Origin of the sequence: Pseudoalteromonas sp. S16_S37 (assembly GCF_014694405.1) — a bacterium.
Taxonomy (GTDB): Bacteria; Pseudomonadota; Gammaproteobacteria; order Enterobacterales; family Alteromonadaceae; genus Pseudoalteromonas.
The window spans coordinates 60,662-83,008 of sequence record NZ_JAAUWV010000011.1; the positions used below are offsets into that span (position 1 = coordinate 60,662).

At 41.3% G+C, this 22,347-nt stretch carries 19 protein-coding genes; 4 read left to right on the forward strand and 15 right to left on the reverse strand.

What is annotated here, in order from left to right; all coding sequences use genetic code 11:
- Positions 1-4 precede the first annotated feature (4 nt).
- Entirely contained in the window at positions 5-1,078 is a 1,074-nt protein-coding gene (locus tag HC733_RS07715; protein WP_190364476.1) for a porin, read from the reverse strand.
- A gap of 206 nt (positions 1,079-1,284) precedes the next feature.
- Between HC733_RS07715 and HC733_RS07720 the strand changes: the two genes are divergently transcribed.
- Positions 1,285-2,907 (forward strand): methyl-accepting chemotaxis protein, encoded by a 1,623-nt coding sequence (locus HC733_RS07720; protein WP_190364477.1) that lies wholly within the window; start codon positions 1,285-1,287, stop codon positions 2,905-2,907.
- Positions 2,908-3,094: 187 nt separating this feature from the next.
- Here HC733_RS07720 and cspE read toward each other — a convergent pair whose 3' ends face one another.
- The 7 genes from cspE to ggt form a co-directional block, all read right to left on the reverse strand.
- Positions 3,095-3,304, reverse strand: coding sequence for a transcription antiterminator/RNA stability regulator CspE (cspE, locus tag HC733_RS07725; RefSeq protein ID WP_070985466.1), 210 nt, complete (start codon positions 3,302-3,304; stop codon positions 3,095-3,097).
- A 280-nt stretch (positions 3,305-3,584) separates the two neighbouring features.
- The gene (miaE, locus tag HC733_RS07730; protein WP_190364478.1) at positions 3,585-4,157 is read right to left on the reverse strand and encodes a tRNA-(ms[2]io[6]A)-hydroxylase; all 573 of its coding nucleotides are present in this window, start codon (positions 4,155-4,157) and stop codon (positions 3,585-3,587) included.
- A gap of 82 nt (positions 4,158-4,239) precedes the next feature.
- The gene (locus tag HC733_RS07735) at positions 4,240-4,887 is read right to left on the reverse strand and encodes a sulfotransferase (protein ID WP_190364479.1); all 648 of its coding nucleotides are present in this window, start codon (positions 4,885-4,887) and stop codon (positions 4,240-4,242) included.
- A 101-nt stretch (positions 4,888-4,988) separates the two neighbouring features.
- Positions 4,989-5,699, reverse strand: a complete 711-nt coding sequence (locus HC733_RS07740) for an SIMPL domain-containing protein (protein WP_190364480.1) — start codon at positions 5,697-5,699, stop codon at positions 4,989-4,991.
- 54 nt (positions 5,700-5,753) lie between these two features.
- Positions 5,754-6,569, reverse strand: coding sequence for an ABC transporter substrate-binding protein (locus tag HC733_RS07745; protein WP_190364481.1), 816 nt, complete (start codon positions 6,567-6,569; stop codon positions 5,754-5,756).
- A gap of 97 nt (positions 6,570-6,666) precedes the next feature.
- Positions 6,667-8,361, reverse strand: a complete 1,695-nt coding sequence (locus HC733_RS07750; protein WP_190364482.1) for an NAD-dependent malic enzyme — start codon at positions 8,359-8,361, stop codon at positions 6,667-6,669.
- A gap of 172 nt (positions 8,362-8,533) precedes the next feature.
- Positions 8,534-10,270 (reverse strand): gamma-glutamyltransferase, encoded by a 1,737-nt coding sequence (ggt, locus tag HC733_RS07755; protein ID WP_238937496.1) that lies wholly within the window; start codon positions 10,268-10,270, stop codon positions 8,534-8,536.
- 109 nt (positions 10,271-10,379) lie between these two features.
- On the opposite strand from ggt, the gene rrtA reads away from it, so the two are divergent.
- Complete coding sequence (gene rrtA / locus HC733_RS07760; protein WP_190364484.1) at positions 10,380-10,967, forward strand: rhombosortase; 588 nt, start codon at positions 10,380-10,382, stop codon at positions 10,965-10,967.
- A gap of 44 nt (positions 10,968-11,011) precedes the next feature.
- Here the strand turns inward: rrtA and HC733_RS07765 are convergent, their stop codons facing one another.
- Entirely contained in the window at positions 11,012-11,314 is a 303-nt protein-coding gene (locus HC733_RS07765) for a DUF6172 family protein (protein WP_190364485.1), read from the reverse strand.
- Between the two features lie 117 nt (positions 11,315-11,431).
- Positions 11,432-12,346: a LysR family transcriptional regulator gene (locus tag HC733_RS07770; RefSeq protein ID WP_190364486.1), complete on the reverse strand. Its 915-nt coding sequence runs from the start codon at positions 12,344-12,346 to the stop codon at positions 11,432-11,434.
- Positions 12,347-12,453: 107 nt separating this feature from the next.
- Here HC733_RS07770 and HC733_RS07775 point away from each other — a divergent pair, with 107 nt between their 5' ends.
- A complete protein-coding gene (locus HC733_RS07775) occupies positions 12,454-12,981 on the forward strand; it encodes an NADPH-dependent FMN reductase (protein WP_190364487.1) in 528 nt (175 codons plus the stop codon).
- A gap of 192 nt (positions 12,982-13,173) precedes the next feature.
- A complete protein-coding gene (htpX, locus tag HC733_RS07780; RefSeq protein WP_190364488.1) occupies positions 13,174-14,031 on the forward strand; it encodes a protease HtpX in 858 nt (285 codons plus the stop codon).
- A 304-nt stretch (positions 14,032-14,335) separates the two neighbouring features.
- On the opposite strand, the gene HC733_RS07785 is transcribed toward htpX, so the two are convergent.
- The 5 genes from HC733_RS07785 to HC733_RS07800 all read right to left on the reverse strand — a co-directional run bounded on the left by HC733_RS07785 (position 14,336) and on the right by HC733_RS07800 (position 22,071).
- Complete coding sequence (locus tag HC733_RS07785; RefSeq protein WP_194710012.1) at positions 14,336-15,100, reverse strand: jacalin-like lectin; 765 nt, start codon at positions 15,098-15,100, stop codon at positions 14,336-14,338.
- Between the two features lie 79 nt (positions 15,101-15,179).
- Positions 15,180-15,371 carry a hypothetical protein gene (locus tag HC733_RS23120; protein WP_238937491.1) on the reverse strand — a complete coding sequence of 64 codons (192 nt, stop codon included), beginning with the start codon at positions 15,369-15,371 and terminating at the stop codon, positions 15,180-15,182.
- A gap of 23 nt (positions 15,372-15,394) precedes the next feature.
- A complete protein-coding gene (locus tag HC733_RS07790) occupies positions 15,395-16,681 on the reverse strand; it encodes a phosphatidylinositol-specific phospholipase C domain-containing protein (protein ID WP_238937492.1) in 1,287 nt (428 codons plus the stop codon).
- 521 nt (positions 16,682-17,202) lie between these two features.
- Positions 17,203-17,550 carry a hypothetical protein gene (locus tag HC733_RS07795; protein WP_190364489.1) on the reverse strand — a complete coding sequence of 116 codons (348 nt, stop codon included), beginning with the start codon at positions 17,548-17,550 and terminating at the stop codon, positions 17,203-17,205.
- Positions 17,551-17,982: 432 nt separating this feature from the next.
- A complete protein-coding gene (locus HC733_RS07800; RefSeq protein WP_190364490.1) occupies positions 17,983-22,071 on the reverse strand; it encodes a GEVED domain-containing protein in 4,089 nt (1,362 codons plus the stop codon).
- Between the last annotated feature and the right edge of the window lie 276 nt (positions 22,072-22,347).

The window sequence follows — 22,347 nt, forward strand, 5'->3', positions numbered from 1 at the left end:
GCTCCTAAAATACTACGTCAACGCCAAAGGTGAGTGCTTTACTGTCACCGGCAACGGCGAAGTCAAACGAATCATCTTTAACTCTGTCATATTGCACTTTAAATGCAGCTGAGGGATGAAAATTCCAGCGAACACCTACAGCAGTAGTATCATGCTTTTCTGTATCACCGTCGCCGTCTTGCTCATAGTTTGAGTACATAACGTAAGGTGTTACTTCACCGAAGCGATAACCCGCACTTATCATGTAGGTATCAAAGTCGCTGTCTAGCTCTAAACGGTTTAACTCAGATAACACAAATAAGTTGCCAAAGTCGGCATTAACTGCAAGGCCATAAAACTTACCATCACGTGTGTCTTTGCCATTCCACATGGTAGGTTCGCCATTAACAAAGCGCTTATTTGTATAGCGCATATGCGTTAAACGAATTTCTAACCAGTCATGGCTTAAATTAACGACGCCACCTAAAATGTCTTCCCAAATTTCACGAGTTGGCGCTCTAAAGAAGAAGTCAGATAGAAGCTTATTTTGCTCGTCATCTTCTTTACCAGTGTAAATATTAGCTGACAGTCCCCAATCTCCGACGGACCCGTTGTACAGCAAATTTACCCCTTCATAGTTAAATATTTGCCATGTGTAGTTGTCAGCGGGCGGTCGCATCCATACGTAGGCATAGCCAACATCATAAAAATCTGAGTAGTAAAAAAGTGGTAATCGTTTCTTACCAGCTTGGACAGTCCAGTTATCATTAAGCTCATAAGATATGTAAGCCCATTCAAATTCTGCGTCATAGTCATTTGCGCCACGCGCAACAATTTGACCAGTAACGCTTAACCCCTCGCCTAAATCACCTGTGACCTGTAAGCCGATAAGTGATTCAGGTGAAAAGGAAAAATCTTTTGTGTAGGTACTTACAATCGGATAGTCAGCAAGGAACGATGGCTCGATACCAAATTGCGGTGCGCCATTACCACTGAGCACTTTACCACCGTTTATACTTGCAAAACCTGAAATGTTAATCTCTGCATGAGCTGTCGTAGAACACAGAGCAGCGATCAAGAGAGTAGTTTTTAGTTTCATATATAGCTCCGCCTAATTTATGAGTTATTGGCAAGCTAAGTATAGTTAACCCTACGAAAAAGAAAGTTTTATTGATAAAAATTGGAATATGGCTAAGCTTATCATTAGGGGAAAGTGCCAAATAGCGATAGCTGACACTTTAAAAAGGTCGTTAGCAAGGAATAACACAACTTAGGTTGTCACATTGTTATATTACAAGGTGTTATATGTCGAACTTATTGCATTTTAAAAACATGAGTATTTCAAAAAAAATCCATGCGATAACCATAGTTGCAGTTGCAGCATTTATTGTATTGGTAATGATTAACTATACCTCTTTGTTGGAGAATCAGCGCTCACTTGATGAATTAGAAAACCAAACATACAAACTGTTAATTCTGACGTCTGAAAATGTCACTGCGATGCAAACACTCGACGAAACTTACACTCAATCAGTGACCTTTGGTGACGCTGAGTTGATCAGTAAGGCCGCAGCAACACAAAAAAAACTGGTGGAAAACTTACAGCAAGTCCCTACTTTAAAGGATAACTTTCCGACCTCTAACACGGTTAAAGATTTACAAAAGTACGGTCAAATCGCTAAACAAATTGCAACTAGCATGATTGATGGCACCGCCGACTTTGCCAAGTTGCCACAAATAGCTAAACAAAAAAGTGATTTATTTGAGGGAATATTAAAAACTCTTAACGATGATAAAAAGCGTGCTAATGAGCGCTTCTCTGAGCTTATCAATAATACCAAATCAAACGCTGATGATGCCTTAACTATGATGTTTATTGTCGCAGTTGTCTCACTCGCGCTAGTTATTGTTCTTGCGGTTATGATAGCAAGAGGTATTAGCTCTTCAGCAGGCGAAGCCGCTGACAATTTACATTTACTTGCAGAAGGTAAAGGGTCGCTTAGCTCGCAACTGACCGTTTCATCGGAAGATGAAATTGGACAGGTATCTAAAAACTTCAATGCCTTTATCAATTTGTTGCGCGGCACGGTCGAAGACGTGATCGCAGTTGTTGAGCCTTTAATGGAGAACTCTACGCGTTTAGTACAAGGTATGGAATCTGCGGAACGTGCCACTCAGCAACAATCAAGCGATGCAGAAGTGGTTCGAAACTCAATGGAAGAGATGAAGCAAAGTGTTGGTGATATTTCACAATCAGCTGCTACTGCGTTTCAGGCAGCTGAGCTTGCAGAAAACGCTGTGGATGAAAGCTTAAAGCAAATAAACGTATCAGTCGCGCAATCAAAAGATTTGAGCGAAGAGATAAATAAAGCAGCTGTGACGATTAATAAACTCGCCGACGATACTCAAAACGTAACGCAAATTCTAAACGTAATTACGTCTATTGCTGAGCAAACCAACCTACTTGCTCTTAATGCTGCGATAGAAGCTGCTCGTGCAGGTGAACAAGGTCGTGGTTTTGCGGTTGTGGCAGATGAAGTGCGCGAGTTGGCGTCAAGAACCGCAAAATCAACCAATGAAATTCGAGAACTTATCAATATATTGACTGTTGCTGCGTCAGACTCTGTTAACGCGATGAATACAGCAAGAGATATGGCCACTAACAACGCTGAAGCAGCTCAAGCAACTGGCAACTCAATTCAACTTATTTCAGAGCAAATATTGGCTATCAATGGAATGAATTCGCAAATAGCAACGGCAACTGAAGAGCAAACTTCGGTCGCGGCCATGGTAGTAGACAATGTTTCTAACATGCATAGTTCGTTCGAGGAAACCATGAAAGCCTTGGAGCAAGTAGGTGATGTTGCGCAGAACTTACACAAACTTTCGGATAACTTACTAGATTCAACATCTAAGTTTAAGCTTTAGTTAGTTAAGTTTATCAAGCGCTCGATGACTCCATTTCCATTGAGCGTTTTTTATTTTCTGGGAAAATATTTAGATGCTAGAAATAGTCAATCTTTTGATAAATAACTTGAAGCGTATTTAGACTAAAATTTTGACATTAAAAAAGGCAGCTTAAGCTGCCTTCTTTGTTTCACTTAATTTTTAAAAATTAAAGTGCAACGATGTTCTCTGCTTGAGGACCTTTTTGGCCTTGAGCTAGAGTGAATTCAACGCGTTGGCCTTCAGCTAGAGTTTTGAAGCCGTCGCCTTTGATTGCGCTGAAATGAGCAAATACGTCTGCGCCATTTTCTTGAGCGATAAAACCAAAACCTTTAGACTCATTGAACCATTTAACGGTACCAGTAACTGTGTTAGACATAATATCTATCCTGTAAATTAAATTTTAAATTGCTGACTATCATCAGAGTCAGACGGAATAGCACAAAAAATAAATGATATTTAAAAACTACAGGACGGAGGTACTAACGTTAACGCTTCGAAATGGAGTGTGTATATATTCTTACTTTTAAGCTGGAGCCCACTATATAGAATTGTGAGGCCAAGTCAACTAAATTTTTTTAATTATTTCTAGGTTTTGTTATTTTTTAACCAGCTTGGTGGATAACTGCCCTGCTACACCACCAAGCAGATTTAAAACGTTAATGAAGAGCTGCGGTAAACGGGATCTCTTCACATATTTTAGCTTCGGCGATTAAGATCTCTTCTAAACGCTCATCAATCATTTGTTTATCAAAGTATTCATAAGCCAATTCAACAAACAGGTTTTTATGTTTTTCTTCGGACTTTGCAATAGCGACATAAAAATCTTTTTCTTTACCCTCAGGAAGCGCTTCTGCAACTAAAGAAAAGCGTTCATGTCCTCTTGCTTCTATTACAGCGGCAACTAGCAAACGGTCAATTAAAAACTCATCGCGACCATTTCTAAACAATGCGCGGATTTTTTTAACATAAGGGTCTTTTTGATCATTACCCAGTGTGATCCCGCGCTCAGTCATTAATTTTAGTACTTGCTTAAAATGGATCATCTCTTCAATCGCGAGATCCGTCATCGCTTTTACTAATTTAATTCTATCTGGATAGTGACTGAGCATAGACACAGCCATTCCTGATGCTTTTTTTTCTGCGGCTGCATGGTCTTGCAAAAATGTACCAAAGTCTGCAATGACTTTATGTGTCCATTCAAATGGGGTGTGGTATTTAAGTTCAAACATAATTAAGTCGTACGGCTATACACATAAAAAATTGCCGCCATTCTATCGTATTCAGATAGTCACGCAAAGTGCTCGGTTTAACTCACATTAGCGCTGTAAATAGCAAAGTGTCTTTATCTACCTTACCATTTCGCGTCGATTCAACTTTTAGTGGATGACGAATATTATTCCAAGCGGTTACTTTGCCGCCTTTGTTTGTGAATGGCATTTCTTTTAGTTCGCAACGTGCAGCACCTAAAAAGTTGCTTAGCAGCTCGAGCGAATCAGAGTGCGCAATATTAAGGGTTATGTGCTCTAACTTGTTGTCACTCAAAAATCTCAGCGCCTGTTCTTTGTGGGTTTCATAGCAGCCTTGTAAAAACCCATAGTCACTTGCTAAATCAGGAGTAAGATCTTTAAATGTATTTAAAAAGCAGCGCTTGATGGTGTCATTAAACCCACCATTGGCTCTGAGCAAATTGCTGGCCATTCTAGTTAATAACTGTGCGATTGACGGTAACCATAATGATAAATCGCGCTCTAAATATATAAAACGGCTATTTGGATAAGTTTGCGCTAGGTGTTGGTAATCATTAAAAACTGGCGTATCAGCTAAAACCTGCGCATTGCTAAAAGCTTGTACGGTATATGCTGTATGTGCTGTAGCAAAGCCAAGTTCTAAACACGCAATACAAGCACTGGTAGTGCCAGTTCTTGGTAAACCAATAATAAATATCTTTTGACTCGTCAACTTTAGCTATCCAGAGCATTTCATAGCAAAGTGGCGATTATAACAAAGGGGTCTAAAATACGATAGGCACTGAGGAGTGCCTATCATTGAGCAGGAGTTAATTACTTGATTAAATAGATTGCATACACTTGCGCTTCAATTGTAATTGCACCTGTGTTGTATGCCTCTTTGTAGCTACCTGACTCCGAGTCCATCATTCTCATTGCCGGTGCTTGGCGTAAATATGGCACTGTTGGCTCATTGATTGGTGCAAACGATGCTGAATAGAGCTTATCAACTTCCACATCAAACGCCGAAGCCAACTCTTTTGCCGCTAATTTAGCGTCTTTAATCGCTTTTAACTTTAACTTATCGGTCAACTCATCGCGGTTACTAACGCTAAACTCTGTATTGTTAAACTCAGTAATACCGGTATCTACAAGCGCTTGAAGCAGCTCAGGGTAGCTCTCAATTTTCTTTAAGTTAAGTGTTAAGCTTCGAGTTACTCTAAAACCTTCGAACTCTTCTTCATTGGTATTGCGGTTATATCTGGTTTGACGATAAACGTTAAGTTGCTCGGCATGAATATCATCTTTTTCAATGTCATACTGCTTAGCTAACTTGATGGCTTTAGCCATAATATCGTCGACTTTTTGCTTTGCCTCGGGCAACTGCTTACTCTTTTCTACGATTGCCACTCTGATAGTTGCTCTATCAGGTTGCACTTGCATTTTTGCTTGCCCTTGAACATAAAGGTGAGGGTCATCAGGTACTGTACTGGCAAATGAACTTACACTAAATAGTGAGGCGGCGAACACGCTTAACATACGCATAATTAAATTCCTTTGGTTGCAATTAGCTGTATTGAATCATATTACACTTAATGATCACTGAACGAGAAATTGAGCTTGTAATGATTGGCGAATAAAAATGCTTTCTTGCTCAAAGAACAAGTCCTTATGAAACTCTATAATATCTTGTTGTAACTGTGTGTCTTCCATTGCTTGGTTAAAAAATGTAATTGCTTGTTTTCCAAATTCTGAATTAGCGCAAACAAAGTAGCCAAATGTTGCCACAGGTGCGCCTGAAATTTTATGAAAAGTAATACCTTGCTTTCGTGATTCATGAGGGTGGTCGTAGTTAAATACTGGCGCGTATTCAATGATCGCGTCAAGTTTGCCTTGCAGCAACATTTTTCTAAGCCTAGCGGCACTGTTTGCGCCTTCATTCACAAACACACGGTCTTTGTACGCTGCGAGCATGCGGTCAATCTCTTCTCCATATGAGCGCCCTTTCGCAACGCCTAGTTGCAACCCATGCTTTGTAATGAGGTCATCAATTGATAAACTTTGAGGAAGATCTAAAGGGCTATTTACAATCAATCGGTTAGCAGGAAATGCGGTGAAAGGGTATTTGCTATATAGCGCCTGTTTTTCTCGAGTGAGCGTTTTAGCTTTGTTATAAAGGCAGGTGGTTGGATGACTGTCTAATTCACGCCACTCTCTAATACGGCTTGCTGGTATGTGATTAAAGATAAGCTTGCCATCTAATGCTTTTTGCACCTTCATTAGTATTACCATTGCGGCGTCAGTGGGCTCATTGGTTTTTGCAGGATCAAAATCAGAGGCTAAATCAATCACCAACGCATAACTTTTGCTTATAAACAGGCTAACAAAATACGCGGTTAAAAGCAGATATTTCATAAAACTCTCAAAACATTTGTTTAAATTTACCTCCTTGGTTTGTGTATTAACTATAGACATAAAAAAGCCAGCATTCATCATGCTGGCTCAATAATAATTAAATACTACGACGCTTGTAGTTTCGATATTCTGGCAACCAATAGTTCTTCTCGATTGCTGCCCATATTGCATCATCAGGCATTTCAAGGGCAACGCCCTCTTCCATTGCTTTTTTGGCAACCGCAAATGCTATACGCTTACTTAACAATTCAATCTCAACAAGCGCAGGTAACAAACTGCCCTTTCCAGTATTCGCCCAAGGCGAAGACTCAGCCAAGGTTTCGCTTGAAACCATCAACATGGCGTCTGTAATACTCGTAGCTTTAGCGGCAATTACACCTAAACCAATACCAGGGAAAATATAACTATTGTTACACTGTGGAATTGGATAAATGGTGCCGTTAAAGTCCACAGGGTCAAACGGGCTGCCCGTTGCTACAATGGCGTTACCTTCTGTCCACTCAATCACATCTTTTGGATGCGCCTCAACTTGGCGAGATGGGTTGCTCAATGGGAAGATAATAGGACGTTCACAGCCGTTGTGCATAGCACGTATAACTTGCTCTGTGAATAATCCAGGCTGCCCCGAAACACCGATCAAAATATCAGGTTTTGCACAGTGCATTACATCTAATAACGACGCATAGTCGCCACTATATGACCAGTCACTAAGGGCATCTTTACTTTGTACCAATGCAGCTTGGAAATCACGAAGATCTGCCATACCTTCAGTGAGTAGGCCAAATCTATCGACCATATAAACTTGACTACGCGCTTGTTGGTCTGACACGCCTTCAGCAACCATTTGACTAATGATTTGCTCTGCTATACCACACCCAGCTGAACCGGCCCCTACAAATACGACTTTTTGTTCGGATAGTTTTGCGCCTTTTACACGGCATGCAGCCAGTAACGACCCCACAGTAACAGAGGCTGTACCTTGAATATCATCATTAAAGCTACAAATTTCGTTACGATAACGCTTAAGTAGCGGCATCGCGTTTGGCTGAGCAAAATCCTCAAACTGCAGTAACACGTTAGGCCAACGGCGTTTAACTGCGTTAATGAAAAGCTCTAAAAATTCGTCATACTCTTGTTGCCCAATACGCTTATGACGAGCTCCCATGTACATAGGATCTGCTAGTAGCTTTTCATTGTTAGTACCAACGTCAAGCATAACTGGTAATGTGTAGGCAGGGCTGATACCGCCACATGCGGTGTACAAGGATAGTTTACCAATTGGAATACCCATACCACCGATACCTTGGTCGCCAAGGCCTAAAATACGTTCACCATCCGTTACAACGATAACTTTTACTTTACCTTTGGTGGCATTTCGCAAGATATCATCGATTTGGTGACGATCTTCATAGGCAATAAACAAACCGCGTGAGCTGCGATAAATATCAGAGAATTTTTCACACGCATCGCCCACTGTCGGTGTATAAATAATTGGCATCATTTCTTCTAAATGATCACGCACCAAACGATAATAAAGCGTCTCGTTGTTGTCTTGAATAGCACGAAGGTAAATATGCTTGTTTAAGTTGTCGCTAAAGCTTGAGTATTGTTGATAACAACGCTCAACTTGTTCTTCAATGGTCTCATAACGTGGCGGTAATAAACCTGCTAAGTTAAAGCTTTCTCGCTCACGTTGGGTGAATGCACTGCCCTTGTTAAGTAACGGCGTTTCTAAAAGATTAGGACCAGAGTATGGAATGTATAAATAATTAGGATCTGTTTGTTTAGTCATATTTACAAGTTTTGACACATTTTTATAGGCTGAGAGATCATTATTGCCCAAAGTGATTAAATTTCAATGAATTTCACTCACATCAGACCAATGTAAAAAGCCCTGTCCACAGATCACATTCTCCGTAAACAGGGCCGTACAGTATATCGTAAAGTTACTTTTAAGCCTACGATTATCGCGTGTTTTCGCCTAATGCGATACCTTCACGGCGAGGGTCTGCGCCACCAAATAATTTACCGTCTTTGACTTCTATGGCATGCAATCCGGAGTTTAAATCTCTTACCTGCACGTTATGCCCTTTTTCTTCAAAGAACGGCACTAAGTTTTCAAGTTCGGTACCTTTTTCAAGCGTCGTATACCTATTACGATTCGTTATTCTAGGTAAATTAATTGCCTGCTGCGGCGTCAATTGCCAATCAAGCACGCCAATGACTGTTTGTGCAACGTAATTAATAATACGGCTTCCACCAGGTGAGCCAACAACCAGACGTAAACTTCCATCTGGGTTAAATACCATGACCGGCGACATTGAACTACGGGGCCGTTTATTGGCTTCCACTCTATTAGCAACCCACTTTCCGTCTTTTTTAGGACTTAAAGAAAAGTCTGTGAGCTGATTGTTTAAAAGATACCCGTTCACCATAACTGTTGATCCAAACGCCATTTCGATAGAACTCGTCATCGACACAGCATTGCCTTGACTATCAACAATTGAAACATGGGTCGTGGAAGGTAATTCGTAGCCGTCGTCTTGCGCATAAGCGAGATCGCCTCTGGTAGGGTCGCCCACAGGAACATTATGATTGTCTTTATCTGATATCAATTCTGCTCGTTTTTGTAGGTAGTCATCTCTTAGCAGCGCTTTGGTAGGCACCGAAGCAAAGTCAGGATCGGCAACATAATGATTTCTGTCAGCGAACGCCAAACGCGATGCCTGCGTAAACAAATGCAATGCCTGCGGATCGTTGGGCGAATACTGCGAAAGATTTTTACTCTCAAGTAATTTTAAGATTTGCAATACAGCCACACCGCCACTGCTAGGCGGCGCCATAGAGCAAACGCTATATTGGTGATAGTTTGTGCAAATTGCGTCTCGCTGTTTGCTGGTGTAGCGCTCTAAATCACTTTTTTCTAGCTTCCCTGGTGCTATTTGCGCATTTTGCACGGCGTGAGCTAATTGCTGTGCATTTTCGCCTTGATAAAATGCAGTTATGCCGTTTTTTGCTACTTGTTTATATAAATTCGCAAGTTCTGGATTTTGCTTCAACGTGCCTACTTTAAGTGCTTCACCATCGGGGTAAAAATATTCTTTTGCAGGAGACAATTGCGTAAGCCCAGGGTTGAGTTTTTTCTCAAGGAGCATGTTCAATCTTGGTGATACCACAAAACCTTCGCTTGCAAGCTTAATAGCAGGCTCAAATAGCGTCTCCCATGGTAACTTACCGTATTGTTGATGGGCTTGCTTAAAAGCATGTAATACCCCTGGCACGCCAACGGAGCGCCCGCCAACAACTGCCTTTATCCAAGGCACTGCGTTGCCTGTCTCATCTAAAAAAAGAGTGTGGTCGGCTTTACTAGGGGCGGTTTCTCTACCATCAAACGTCACCAGCTTATTATGCTTTTTATCAAAATATAAAATAAACGTACCGCCGCCTACCCCCGACGACTGCGGCTCAACAAGGGTAAGTACAAGCTGTGTTGCTATTGCCGCATCTATTGCATTGCCGCCTCGCGCAAGCATTGATTGACCTGCTTTTGCGGCATAAGGGTTAGCTGCAGCAACCATAAATTGCTTTGCCAAAACCTGCTGCTTGTGTTGTAGTCCCGTTGCAGCTTCAGGCTCTCTTGTTTCTTGTTTTTGACTTTGTAGCGCGTAGTCACTTGAGGTGCAGCTACTAAGCAAAAACATCAGCGCTAAGTGCAGTGCGTATTTCATTTATAATCACTTATATCCATTGAAAACATTGGCATGATAAAAGCAAACGGGCACAATATGCAAAAAATAACGACTAAATGCCATGATTGAATTACCTCTAAGCAAACGTTACATCCTACCCCCTTTGACACTAATTTTAATCAGCACTTTGTTAATGCTGTTCGATGCTCATTCGTTAATGGCCTTTGATAGAGATTTAGTGCCAGCGCAATGGTGGCGTATATTCACAGGTCAATTTATGCATAGCAACTGGACTCACCTACTGCTTAACGTGGTAGGCATTGTATTTATATGGGTTTTGCATGCCGAGCATCGCTCTGCAAAAGTATATTTCTTTCACATCATATTTTTAGCCCTGTGGACTGGACTGGGGATTTGGCTATTTTGCCCCGACATTGGTATCTATACCGGTTTAAGTGGTCTTTTACATGGTGTGATTGTTTGGGGTGCGCTTAAAGATATTCAAGTTGGCATGCGTTCAGGTATTTTGTTGTTTATTGGTATTTGGGCAAAGCTAATTTGGGAGCAAATACAAGGTCCGAGCGTTGAAGTCGGTGCGCTTATCGACGCTAGAGTTGCTATAGAAGCTCACTTAATTGGAGCGATTGGAGGCCTGTTGTTGTCTTTGACTTTGCTGGGCGAGCGTTTGACCCATATACAATCGAAATAACAGAATTTGGCACTTAGTGTGACTAAGTGCCAGCTTGCATAGTTTTACTCTTCGTCTTCATCCATTAATGGCGCTTTGAAGCCTGGCTTAGCTAAAATTTCCAGATAAAAAGAAGGCAATTCAGCACCTACCGCATGGTCAATGTGCTTGTTTATCTCTGAAACTTTAATTACATCAGCTTGCTCTTGTGTGGCGCCAAAACGACAATCAAAGTGCCAAAAATCAGCGCCTGCAGGTAGGCTTTTATTACGCTCTCTACGAAGATATTTTTTTACTTCATATTTAATTGCATCAACTAATCGAGCAGGTTTTAGTTTTGGGTGCGTTAACGCAAAGTTTTTTCTCATGGTGTTCTCGATGTCAGGATAACCATTAATCAATGGATATCGAGGTTTAGGAAAGTAATAGACTATTTTAACGCATTAACTGTATGCATGCGATTAAAAGCGTTCGCTATTGTCAAATTAAGCCTCGTTTTGGCGAATACTATTTGCGTACTCATCTAACAAGTCGATAAAACAGCGCACTTTCGGCGAAAGATGCTTTTTGCTTGGATAAATAGCGTACACATTTACCTTTGGCTGTGGAAATTGCTCAAAAAGCACTTCTAGTTGGCCCTGGGCGAGTTCATTTTTAATGTAAAACTCAGGCAGCCTACATACGCCAATGCCAGAACTTGCCATTGTTGCTTGCAAATTGCCATTATTTGACATGACCTTTTGCCTTACATTAACGCTAAAGTGCTCACCTTCTTCGTTAACAAACTCCCACTTGTCTGGCGTTTTTAGGTTGGAATAGCAGATACAATCGTAATTGCTGAGCTCTTTTGGGTGATGGGGTCGGCCATGGCGAGCTATGTAGTCAGGCGAAGCAACTACATAGGTAGGGCAAGAAAACAGCCGTTTGCAAATCAAACTAGACTCTTGCAACGCCGGTGCTGCACGAACAACAAGGTCAAAGCCATCGGCAATCACATCTATACGCTTGTCACTTAAGTCTACATTGAGCCTTACATTAGGATAACGCTGCAAATATTGTTTAATCACAGGCTGTATGTAATTTTGGCTAATACCAATAGGACAGCTTATTTTTAACTCCCCTTTTGGATTATTGTCGTTGTGCGTTAAAAGCGTAAACGCATCATTGGCGTCGTTAACCAGCTGCTCACAATAGCCATAATAAAGCTCTCCTTCAGGTGTTAAGGCAATAGAGCGCGTCGTTCTATTGAGTAACCTCACGCCAAGACGTTCTTCAAGTTTGTTTATTTCTTTACTGATGTGAGAGTTTGAATGCCCCAACACACTCGCAGCTGCGCCAAAACCACCACTTTTTACAACCTGCACAAATATAGGAATACCGTCAAATATATTATTAGTCATATGGAAATAGTAACTTTACCAAAAGGCTATTAATGAAATTTGAATATCAATATACACTGGGTTACATAGAATGAATACAACTAAACAAACCCATTTAGGAGAGTGTTATGAAAGTTTTAGCATTTGCAGCAAGCAGTAGCCGTCAATCAATCAACAAACAATTAGCTCAATACACCGCGTCACTTGTTGAAGGCGCAGAGGTTGAGTTAATCGATTTAAATGATTTTGAAATGCCAATCTATAGCTCGGATAGAGAAAATGAAACCGGTATTCCTGTTCAAGCTCAGCAGTTTTACAACAAAATCACAGAAGCTGACGCTATTGTTGTCTCTTTTGCGGAGCACAATGGTACATACACGGCGGCCTATAAAAACATATTCGACTGGGCGTCACGTATTAGCCAAAAGGTGTATCAAAATAAACCAATGGTTCTATTAGCAACATCACCGGGACCTGGCGGTGCAAAAAGTGTTTTAGCGAGTGCTACAGGTTCAGCACCTTTTTTTGCGATGGACGTAAAAGCCAGTGTTTCAGTGCCAAGTTTTTATGATGTTTTTGACAGTGAAAAAGGTGAAATAAAAGACGAGGCGTTAAGGCAACAATTGAAACAATCGGCTTTTTCGTTGCAGTTATAAGAAATAATCTGGGCCAAACGCCCTGTTTGGCTCTTGACAAAAAATTAACTGATAAAAAACGCGATTTTTCCCATTTTATTGCATCTACTGCTATTGATTAGTGCTAAAAATTGCCCCATTTTACTCATTAGATATATGAGTCTGTGTGTAATGCACACAGAATTTGAATTTTGTTATTTCACTGAGGTGATTATGAAACGCGTTGTGTTATTTCTACTAACTAACTTAGCTGTCATGCTAGTGTTGGGAGTGGTTCTATCTGTCTTGATGTCGGTATTTGGAATTTCGTCTAGAAGTTACAGCGGCATTATGCTTATCGCTCTAGTGTTTGGTTTTGGTGGCGCATTTATTTCGCTATTTATGTCGAAATGGATAGCAAAAAAATCAACTGGCGCTATGGTCATTGAGCATGCTCGCAATGAAACGGAACATTGGTTATTACAAACGGTTGCTCGTCAAGCTCAGCAAGCAAATATTAAGATGCCAGAAGTGGCCATTTACGACAGCCCTGAGATCAACGCTTTTGCCACAGGGCCAAGTAAAAATAACAGCCTAGTTGCGGTAAGCTCTGGCTTGTTACATAACATGAGTCAAGATGAAGCCGAGGCTGTATTAGCGCACGAAGTTTCGCACGTAGCTAACGGTGACATGGTAACGCTGACGCTTATTCAAGGCGTGGTAAATACCTTTGTGATCTTCTTAGCAAAAGTGCTAGCTGGCATTGTAGATAATTTCTTTAGAGGCGAAGACGAAGAAGGTACTAGCTGGGCGTATTTTGTGTTTGACCTAATCTTCCAAATGCTATTTGGTATCTTAGCGTCAATCGTAGTGGCGTACTTCAGCCGTAAACGTGAATTTGCAGCCGATAAAGGTGCGGCCAACCTTGTTGGCGCTCATAAAATGCGTGCCGCGTTGGAACGATTAAAGCAAAATCAAGAATCGCAACTTGAAGGCTCTATGATGGCATTCGGTATCGCATCGGGTAAAAGCTTATCCGAGATGTTTGCCTCTCACCCACCGCTTGAACAACGTATTCAAGCACTTAGATAATGAATTACTAGCCCAACAAAGCGCCCTATATGGGCGCTTTTTTGTTTCAGTCCCCATTTTCATGTTTGTGTTCTTTTACTTTTTTTGCTTATTTTTATTCTCTTTTGTTACGCGTTGTCTTTTATCTGGAGTTCCATCTTTATTTTTTCGTTTAGGCCCTGATTTTATCGGCATAGTGTATATCCTCTATTTGTTTACTTTACCTATAAAGTGTAGTCGAGACCGTGGGCATCGTAAGAAAACTGTCAAGTTAAGCTAAAGAAGCGCCATTCTGGCGCTTTAATATACCTAGTAAAAATCGCTTTTAAGGCAAGCAACTGGCTTTTGTGAAGAAGTACCGTACTTCATAATCTTCGCAGGTTGTAATACCACTGCCACCGCCGTTACTTGAGTTCCAGCAGGCAAAGCCTGAACCGTTATTTACTAAGTTCTGCCCTGTCAGGCTTGAATCTAACTTAGTCCCCACCACGCGGGCCAAAATCGCTGCAATATCAGAGGATTCACAACTTGCGGAAATGTTACCTGACGATTTGTGTGCGTTAAATAGTTCATTATCGCCACTTGCTGGGTCATCTCTATCTAACCAATCCGTTGCGTATAAACCGCCATTAACCAGTGAGTTGTCGATTTTATAAATACCGAGTGAGTTAAGCTCGCTTCCTTCGCTGCCATGAAAGGCAAAAATCTGTTCGGATGACGTTGGATTATAAGTCGTGCAACTGCCAGTGGGCGCGCCGCCAGAAATATTACTCCCCGTGCTTGAAGTAAACTTCAAAAAGTACACTGTGTCATATCCGTACTTGGCGTCTTCCTTACAAATTCTAACTTCTCTTAAATAATCACCACTGCTGGCATCAAAACTTAATGTACTGCCCCAACTGCCACCGCTACCGCCGTAGGTAAAGCATAACTCAGAGGTGCCGACACTTGCATGACTCACACTTTGACTCGTTTGATAGCAGACTTTGAAGCCATCAATACGGCTACCTGAGCGGATCTGTACTGAACTTATACCAATTACATTAAATAAATGATCAGATATTGCGACAGATAAATGGCTTAGAAACAAGGTAAATATTTCGCTATGTAGTTATTCTACATGAGAAATATTTAACGCAGTTAATGAGTCATTTAGCTCGCTAGAATGATCAATGTATTAATAAAATTGGTATTAAGTTAAACGACCCGCCAACCAGTGCTTTGCGTTTAAGTAAGGCAATATTATCAAAGGCAGTACCTTGTGAGCTTGTACCAACAGCACTTTTTTCTACAAACTTCCAGTCAATATACTCGGATGAGTTTGACAGCCAAAAATCGTCAAACGCTTTATAGTAATTCACCCAATAATCTTCGCTACTCGCGCCTATTTTTTTGAGTAGTTGAACTTGTTCATAGGCATTAAATGGCATACCGAAAGCGTAACTACCGCCGAGATTTTTACAGTATTCAAACCCATATGCCATGTGCCTTTGGTAGTCGAGAGCTGCCAATTTCTGTCATTATCTACACATGCATGATATTGAAACGCGGTACAGGCTTTATCGGCGATAGTCTCGTCATTTTCTAGACTTGCACAATCTCCTGTACCATTAGGACGATTAGACTTCCAAGACCAAATATAGTCTTCAATTTGTACTTCATTGGCACCGTAACCGCTCGCCGCACTGGTGTTGTTAGCCTCAACGAGTGCCAGTTCCAGTATTTGCGAACCTTTTTTAGCCCAATTTTTAAGCACATTACTGCCAGTTTTGCTTGAAGATGGACCGTCGACATTAAGTTGCGTGGCATCATCTATAACAACAGTCATGTTATTTGCGTTGTACTGGGCCGTTTGGTCATTACTCACACATTCATCGTTACCGTTTTGGCAAAATGGCTGATTGCTTTGCAAATTACCGCTAGAGTCAAAAGCATCGACACCAATAAATACGGTATTCCAAAACTTAGAATAGTTACCAGAACTATGATATGAACATAAGTCACTATGATCGCGGGGCGTTTGCACCACCGCTACTAGCTGCTTTCCCGCTGCTAAAATATCGCGTTTGGTGAGTTTTGATACCGGCAAAGATGCACAGCTTTTATCAGCATATCCCCAATCAGAGGGCAAAAGCAGGTAATCGCTAATGTCATTTTGTAATCGTTCTCCTATTTTGTTGTGCCAATTGTTATGGTCATTGTGCTTATATGCTTCGATTTTTAGCAAAATCACTTCGTCGGGGTTGTCTTGCAAAAACTCTCTAATATCATCTAATCCTTCAGATAATTTGGCATGAAAGCTAGAGCACAGCGCTTTGTTTTCTAAAGAGTTGTGACACAGCATAGGCGTAGAATCAAAGGTGCCCTCTGGGTAAATATCAAATTCCATTACCCGGATCCCTCGCTTGAGCAAGCTTTTGGGGGAGTAATATTGGTTTACATCGGTGTAGGTACCCGCGCTCCAAGAATATGAAGCATACGCGTTATGTGCACCCGCCCAAAGTGTTTTTGAAAATGGTGCAAAGTTGTCAATCTGTCCTTGCAAGTCTAACCGCACTACTTTGTCATCATCAGTATCTATTGCTGCATTTACAGTTATTGGCACGCTCGTTACCAGCAAACTACTCGCTAACAGCATCGCGAGTTTATAAAACTTGTTACATTGGTTCATCGTAAATTCCTCTCCTTTTAAATATCAATTTGGTCCTTAACCAAGGCATAAAACCCTGTACTAGCAACCTGATGAAAAGGTAGGAGTGAAATGTGCAAGCAATGGGGAAGCAAATTTCCTGATAATTTTATTTATTACATCAAAAAACATTATAAAACTGCATGTTCAAGGAGGGTTTACATTAGATGAAAAAACTTAATTTACGCTATCAATCAGTTAATTACACAAATGGAAATTAGACCGAAAGTGAACGTTTTGCTAGTGGTCACGCGAGTAATTCATAAGCAATATGCGCAATAGTTGTAATGCCGTGTAATTAAAATTTTTTGGTGTCGTTGAATAGTTCCATTCATTCGGAGCAAACTTCCAAAGAGGGGTCTTTAGTTCGTCTATTTCTTAAACAAGCTCTTTACGATATATATTCAATGCTTATTGCTTGTTAGAAATATAAGTGCTGCCGCAGCCCAGAGTGTTTCAAGGAGGCCGCGGCGTTTGTGGCAGGAACGAAATTTAGCAACTTCTTAGTTTGCGTTCTTACTGATCAACAGCGTTAGTTTTTGAGTGCCTATTTCCAAAGTCGCCTCTTTGTCGTAGATAACAGTGAACGAAGGATTTATCGTGCTATCACCAACGGTAACAGCTGCTTCAACACCTACAGTTTCATCTTGGTTTGGTTTAACTGTGAGGTTATAGCTAAAACCATTATCCATCGCAAACGAGGCCATTTTGTCTGCTTCAACAATCATGGTTGGTGCGCCAACCAGTTTGCCCTGAGAATATACAGATGTAGATACTTGGTAAGTCTGTGCAGCAAAGCATGACACTGAAGCCAATATTGCAGTAACCAGTAAACTTGCCTTAATTATCATTTGAACTTCCTTATATAATTTAAATGTTGAATACCGTTTGCAATTAGGTAATTTGCTACGATAGTAAATCAATCAGCTGCAAAAAATAAATCAAAAAACTACAAAAAGTAAAGATAAGATCTTCAACACAAGACGTCGTAAAACTAACGAACGTAGCCTTTTGCTAAACATCGCCATTTGTATATTGTCATATTGGATAACTTTATTTTTTAAATCTGTTATGGCTGCTTGTAAGGCCCTATCAATACCTCGTTAAATATCATTGTTTACTCCTTGAACTTAGAATTTGAAATGATTTGGAAGAACTAAAAACCTGTTTGTTTTAGCAAGGTAACCTTTTTCGATTATCTAGCCTCAACAATAACAAGATTTAAAGACGAAAAAGCTGGCTATCCACGCTAATAGATGCCAGCTTTAGTTTCAGGTTGAATTTTATTGGTATGTGACTTTTAGCTCAGTACCTGTACCTTGACCTGTTACCATAAGGTAGTGCCAGCCAGAATTAGGGCTATTGATTGTGATAAGTTCTTCACTCGAATTGGCTGTAGTCGCTTTGTTTTCAAAGTTACTGCTACTTGGCCAACCCTGACTGTTTTGATACACGCTCGCGTCTCCATCACCCCCAGTGGTTTTTACTGTCAGTGTTGATTGACCAGCAGGTACAGATATAGCGACATATACGGTTTGACTTCCCATACAAATTGCTTCGTCATTGCTCAAATTGCCTCTAGTTTGTGGAGACTTGGTTTCACATGCATTACTAGGCGGTGTGATCACATCATCTTTGTAGCTGGCAGTTAACGTAACATTGTCAGAAGCACTGAATCCAACAACTGATACATAATAGGTACCACCTGATTTTGTGAGCTTGCTGCTATCGCAGGTTTCATCCACATTACCCCCTTTGTAAGGACGACAATCCCAGTTATTTGCGGTGTCAGAATCACCAAATTTCACGTACAGATCTGGATCGCCAGAACCGGCGCCCATATGAACATTGATATTGGTGGCACCTTGAGGCACATCAAAGGTAAACGTTTTGGTTTCACCTTTAGTTACGTTGATACCCGACTTGGTTTCATCATTTTTCAGTTCATTACTTGGCTGCGTTGAATCAGTGATGGTGACATCATAATCCTCAACTTCACCCCAACCAAAACTACCGCAAGCTGGCACTTTTCCATCAGTCAGTTCATAAGACTGCATAACACGCATCACGGTTTTACCCGTTGAACTTGTTTGTGGAACTGATAATGAGCCAACCACTTCATCAAACGTAGTCGCACTTTTTTGTAGCAATAACTCGCCAGCGTCATCGAAGCTGTTGTTTTGATTGAGGTCAACATAAACAGCCCAATTCGCTAAGTATGGACCGCCCGAGCCATGAGTAAGACCAATTTCAGTGTCACCACCTTTGTTTAATACAAAGTCCGTATCTGCAAAGTGGGTAAATTGACTCTTTTGCGACGCATTGTTTTTGTTTCCAACTCTTACGTTGCTCGTCCATTGCGTAGGAGACTTTCCATAGGCAATACAATAAGCGTCACCAGAAACGGTCACGTCTTGCTGTTTTACATAAGTTACGCCGTTTGTCAGTGTCACTTTAGCGCGCACGCTATAAGTACCTGAATACAAGTAAGTATGACTAGGATTAGACTGTGAGCTTGTGTTATCTGGGTTAACCATACCATCGCCAAAGTCATACTCTATCGAGGCGACGTTTTGACTCGAATTTGCACTATCTTCAAAGTTCACCGTTAAGTTGTTTGCAGTGACGTTGGCGGTAAATTCTGCTGGGTTTTGCGCTTTAATATCGACTGTGAAATCTTCAACTTCACCCCAGCGAATTCGACCGCAAGGCGACGACAGTTTTTCGTAGCTTTGCAATACGCGCATTCTGGTTTTACCTTCAAGCGCGGTGTCAGCCAGGTTAAAAGTGCGCTCAATTGCATTGCTGGTATTAGCGCCTGTCCAGTACCACATACTTTCACTGTCTTCAAAAGTACCATTTTGGTTACTATCGATATAAACACGCCACTCTGCGTTGTATGAAGATTTAGAGCCTGTTGCACCTTGGCGAACAGACAAAATGTTTTCTCCGTGAACAGCACCCATGATTGTTGCTGTGTGATCAGAGTAGTTTGTTGCGCCTGATGTGACGCCAGTACCATTGAGAGTGACATTGGCATTGTATTGGTATTTAGGTTGATTACCGTATGCTTGGCAGTAATCTTCGCCTGCTGGTGCGGTTACATCAACAACCTTGGTATGCGTTAGTTTTTCACCGTTTTTCAGTGTGATAGTTAAAGTGACAGTATAGCTCCCTGAGAATAAGTATCTATGACTTGGATTGAACTCAGTGCTTTTATTTGAGCGGCTAAATAACCCATCGCCAAAATCCCACTCTACAGAAGCAATATCAGCATTCGATACACCAGTAAAGCTGACATTCAAATCGTTCGCGGTAATATTCGGTGTAAATTCTGCTGGATTTTGCTCTTGCTTGATATTGATTATGTAATCTTCCACCTCACCCCACGTGAATTCGCCACAAGCGCCCAGTGTTGTTTCACCATCGCGTAACTTGTACGATTGCATAACACGCATGCGTGTTGTGCCAGCAAGCGCAGTTTGAGGAATTGTGATGTTACCCAGAACAGGCTCTCTCGATTGCGTTGTTCTAGGTACTGAATAGTGTAGAAGTTCATCCTCGCTAAACGTGTTATCTTGGTTCAAGTCGACATAAACTGCCCAATAGGCTGCATACGGGCCAAAATCATTGCCACGAGTGCCTTGCTGTAGTTCGATACCAGTAGAAGAACCTGCATAGGCAGTAAACGCGTCTTTTTGCGTTTGATCAGTATAATTTCTACGCCATGTTTCGTGTGTTAAGCCATTTACACCTACGCTTTCTATATGTTGATATAGCGCGTTGTAGCTCTTAGCAGCGCAGTACCCTGTTCCCGGGAGCGCGGTTACGGTTACTTGGGTCTTAGCCGAATGAATAAGCCCCTGGTTATCGGTTGCCGTGTAACGAACTGTGTACGTGCCAGGAAATTGATAAGTATGAGATACATTATCGCCCTGAGCATAGGGTTCATTATGATAAACACCATCACCAAAGTCCCATAGCGTCGACACGATACTGCCGTCACTATCACTTGCTTGACCAGAAAAGCTGACGGTTAGGTTATTATCCGTTGCGTTCACCTGTGTGATAGTCGCATTTGGTGCAATATGAGCGCTAGTGCGAAGCGCAGCCATGGCGGCACCACGTTCATTGTGTACACGAGCATTATTATTAGTCGCTGTTGTACCACCCACTTCATCTTTGTATATTTGCTCAGGGTTTGACCAAACATTTAGTCGCTCACCACAGTCTGAAATTGCCATAAGTGTTCGCCACGTTTTATCGGTATTACAAAAGCCATGGCCATACGCGAATGGTGTAGTGGTTGAGTCATTATCGTGACGAGCGCCATACAAATGGCCTAGTTCATGGGCGAAGGTATTTTTGAATGTACCCCAACTGCTCAGTGTAAATAGTGCACTTTGCTCATCTGTCCCGATTTGTCCTGCCCAGCCAGCCCAGGGTGACGACTTATTTTTATCCGCTAAAAATACCATGACGTCAGCCTGGTGTTCATCACGCAGACTCTTTAATTCAACCCCAAAGCCATTTGGTGCAAGCGGGTTTGGGTTTTTTAGCCAATCACTCGAGTTTTCATTGAGTAGCGTTGAGTTGTCCTCGGCCATGTCGCCAGTGGATTTGTAGAGCGTTTGATAAGAATGCACGATGCGCACGGTCGCATTTACGCCACTGGCAACGTAACTATCGTTGGTGTCTTTTTCCATCAGCGCTAAGTATGCGTCAATATCTCCAACTTCTTTCGCGACTTCTTCTGTGTAAGCAACTATCACCGTTACTTCAGGGCTGGCTTCATCGCTATTTAACACATTAGCGAGTGAATGGCTTAGGCCTTGGAAAGTCGTCGTGTTTGACAAATTATTGATTTGTGGGTGCTCTGAATCATCAACTTGAGTCTTATCATCTATAAATTTACTCAATTTATAGATGCTGCTTTTATGGGATGATGGACTAAGCAAATAGCCAACTCCGTTAACTTGTATTTTAGCGCTGTAACGGTTATTCAAGCTTACCATTGAGAGAATGGCACCGCTGTCATAGGAGCGACCTGAAATTAGAACCTTATTGCCGGTAGCCTTAGTTACTTTGGTCAGTTCAATTTGAATATATTGACCATCTATGGTGAGGCTCAGTAGGTCGCCAGCTTTTAATGTACTTGCATCAATTGTATTAATCTCGACGGATTGCACTAATGCGTTTTCAGCCGCGGAATTAACACCAAGCGCTACATTGTTATTTTTTTGTTGTGGCTTTGCGACTTGACTGCCAAAGGAAATCGCGTGGTTAAATAAATTCACTTCCTGCGCAAGCGTAGAAAATGATGTAGTAATCGCCAATGCAGCGGCTATTTTTGTTAGTTTATGCTGTTTCACTGCGTATACCTTAGTTAAATTATGCTCAAATACAGGTTTGAGCGGTTCCTGTTAACGAGTGACCTATCGGAAGGTAAATCGTGCGAACACAAAAATATAATGTATACAATATATTTTTGTGTTCATTCAGTATACATATTGGTGAAATTATTACTACCACTTTGGTGGCTTTTTCGGTATTAATGTTAAAAATAGGTAATAACTATTGGGTAAATTATACTAATGGGTTGGCGTTTGGGTGTTAATTAATTTGAAAAAGACGACTGTGCTAATAAA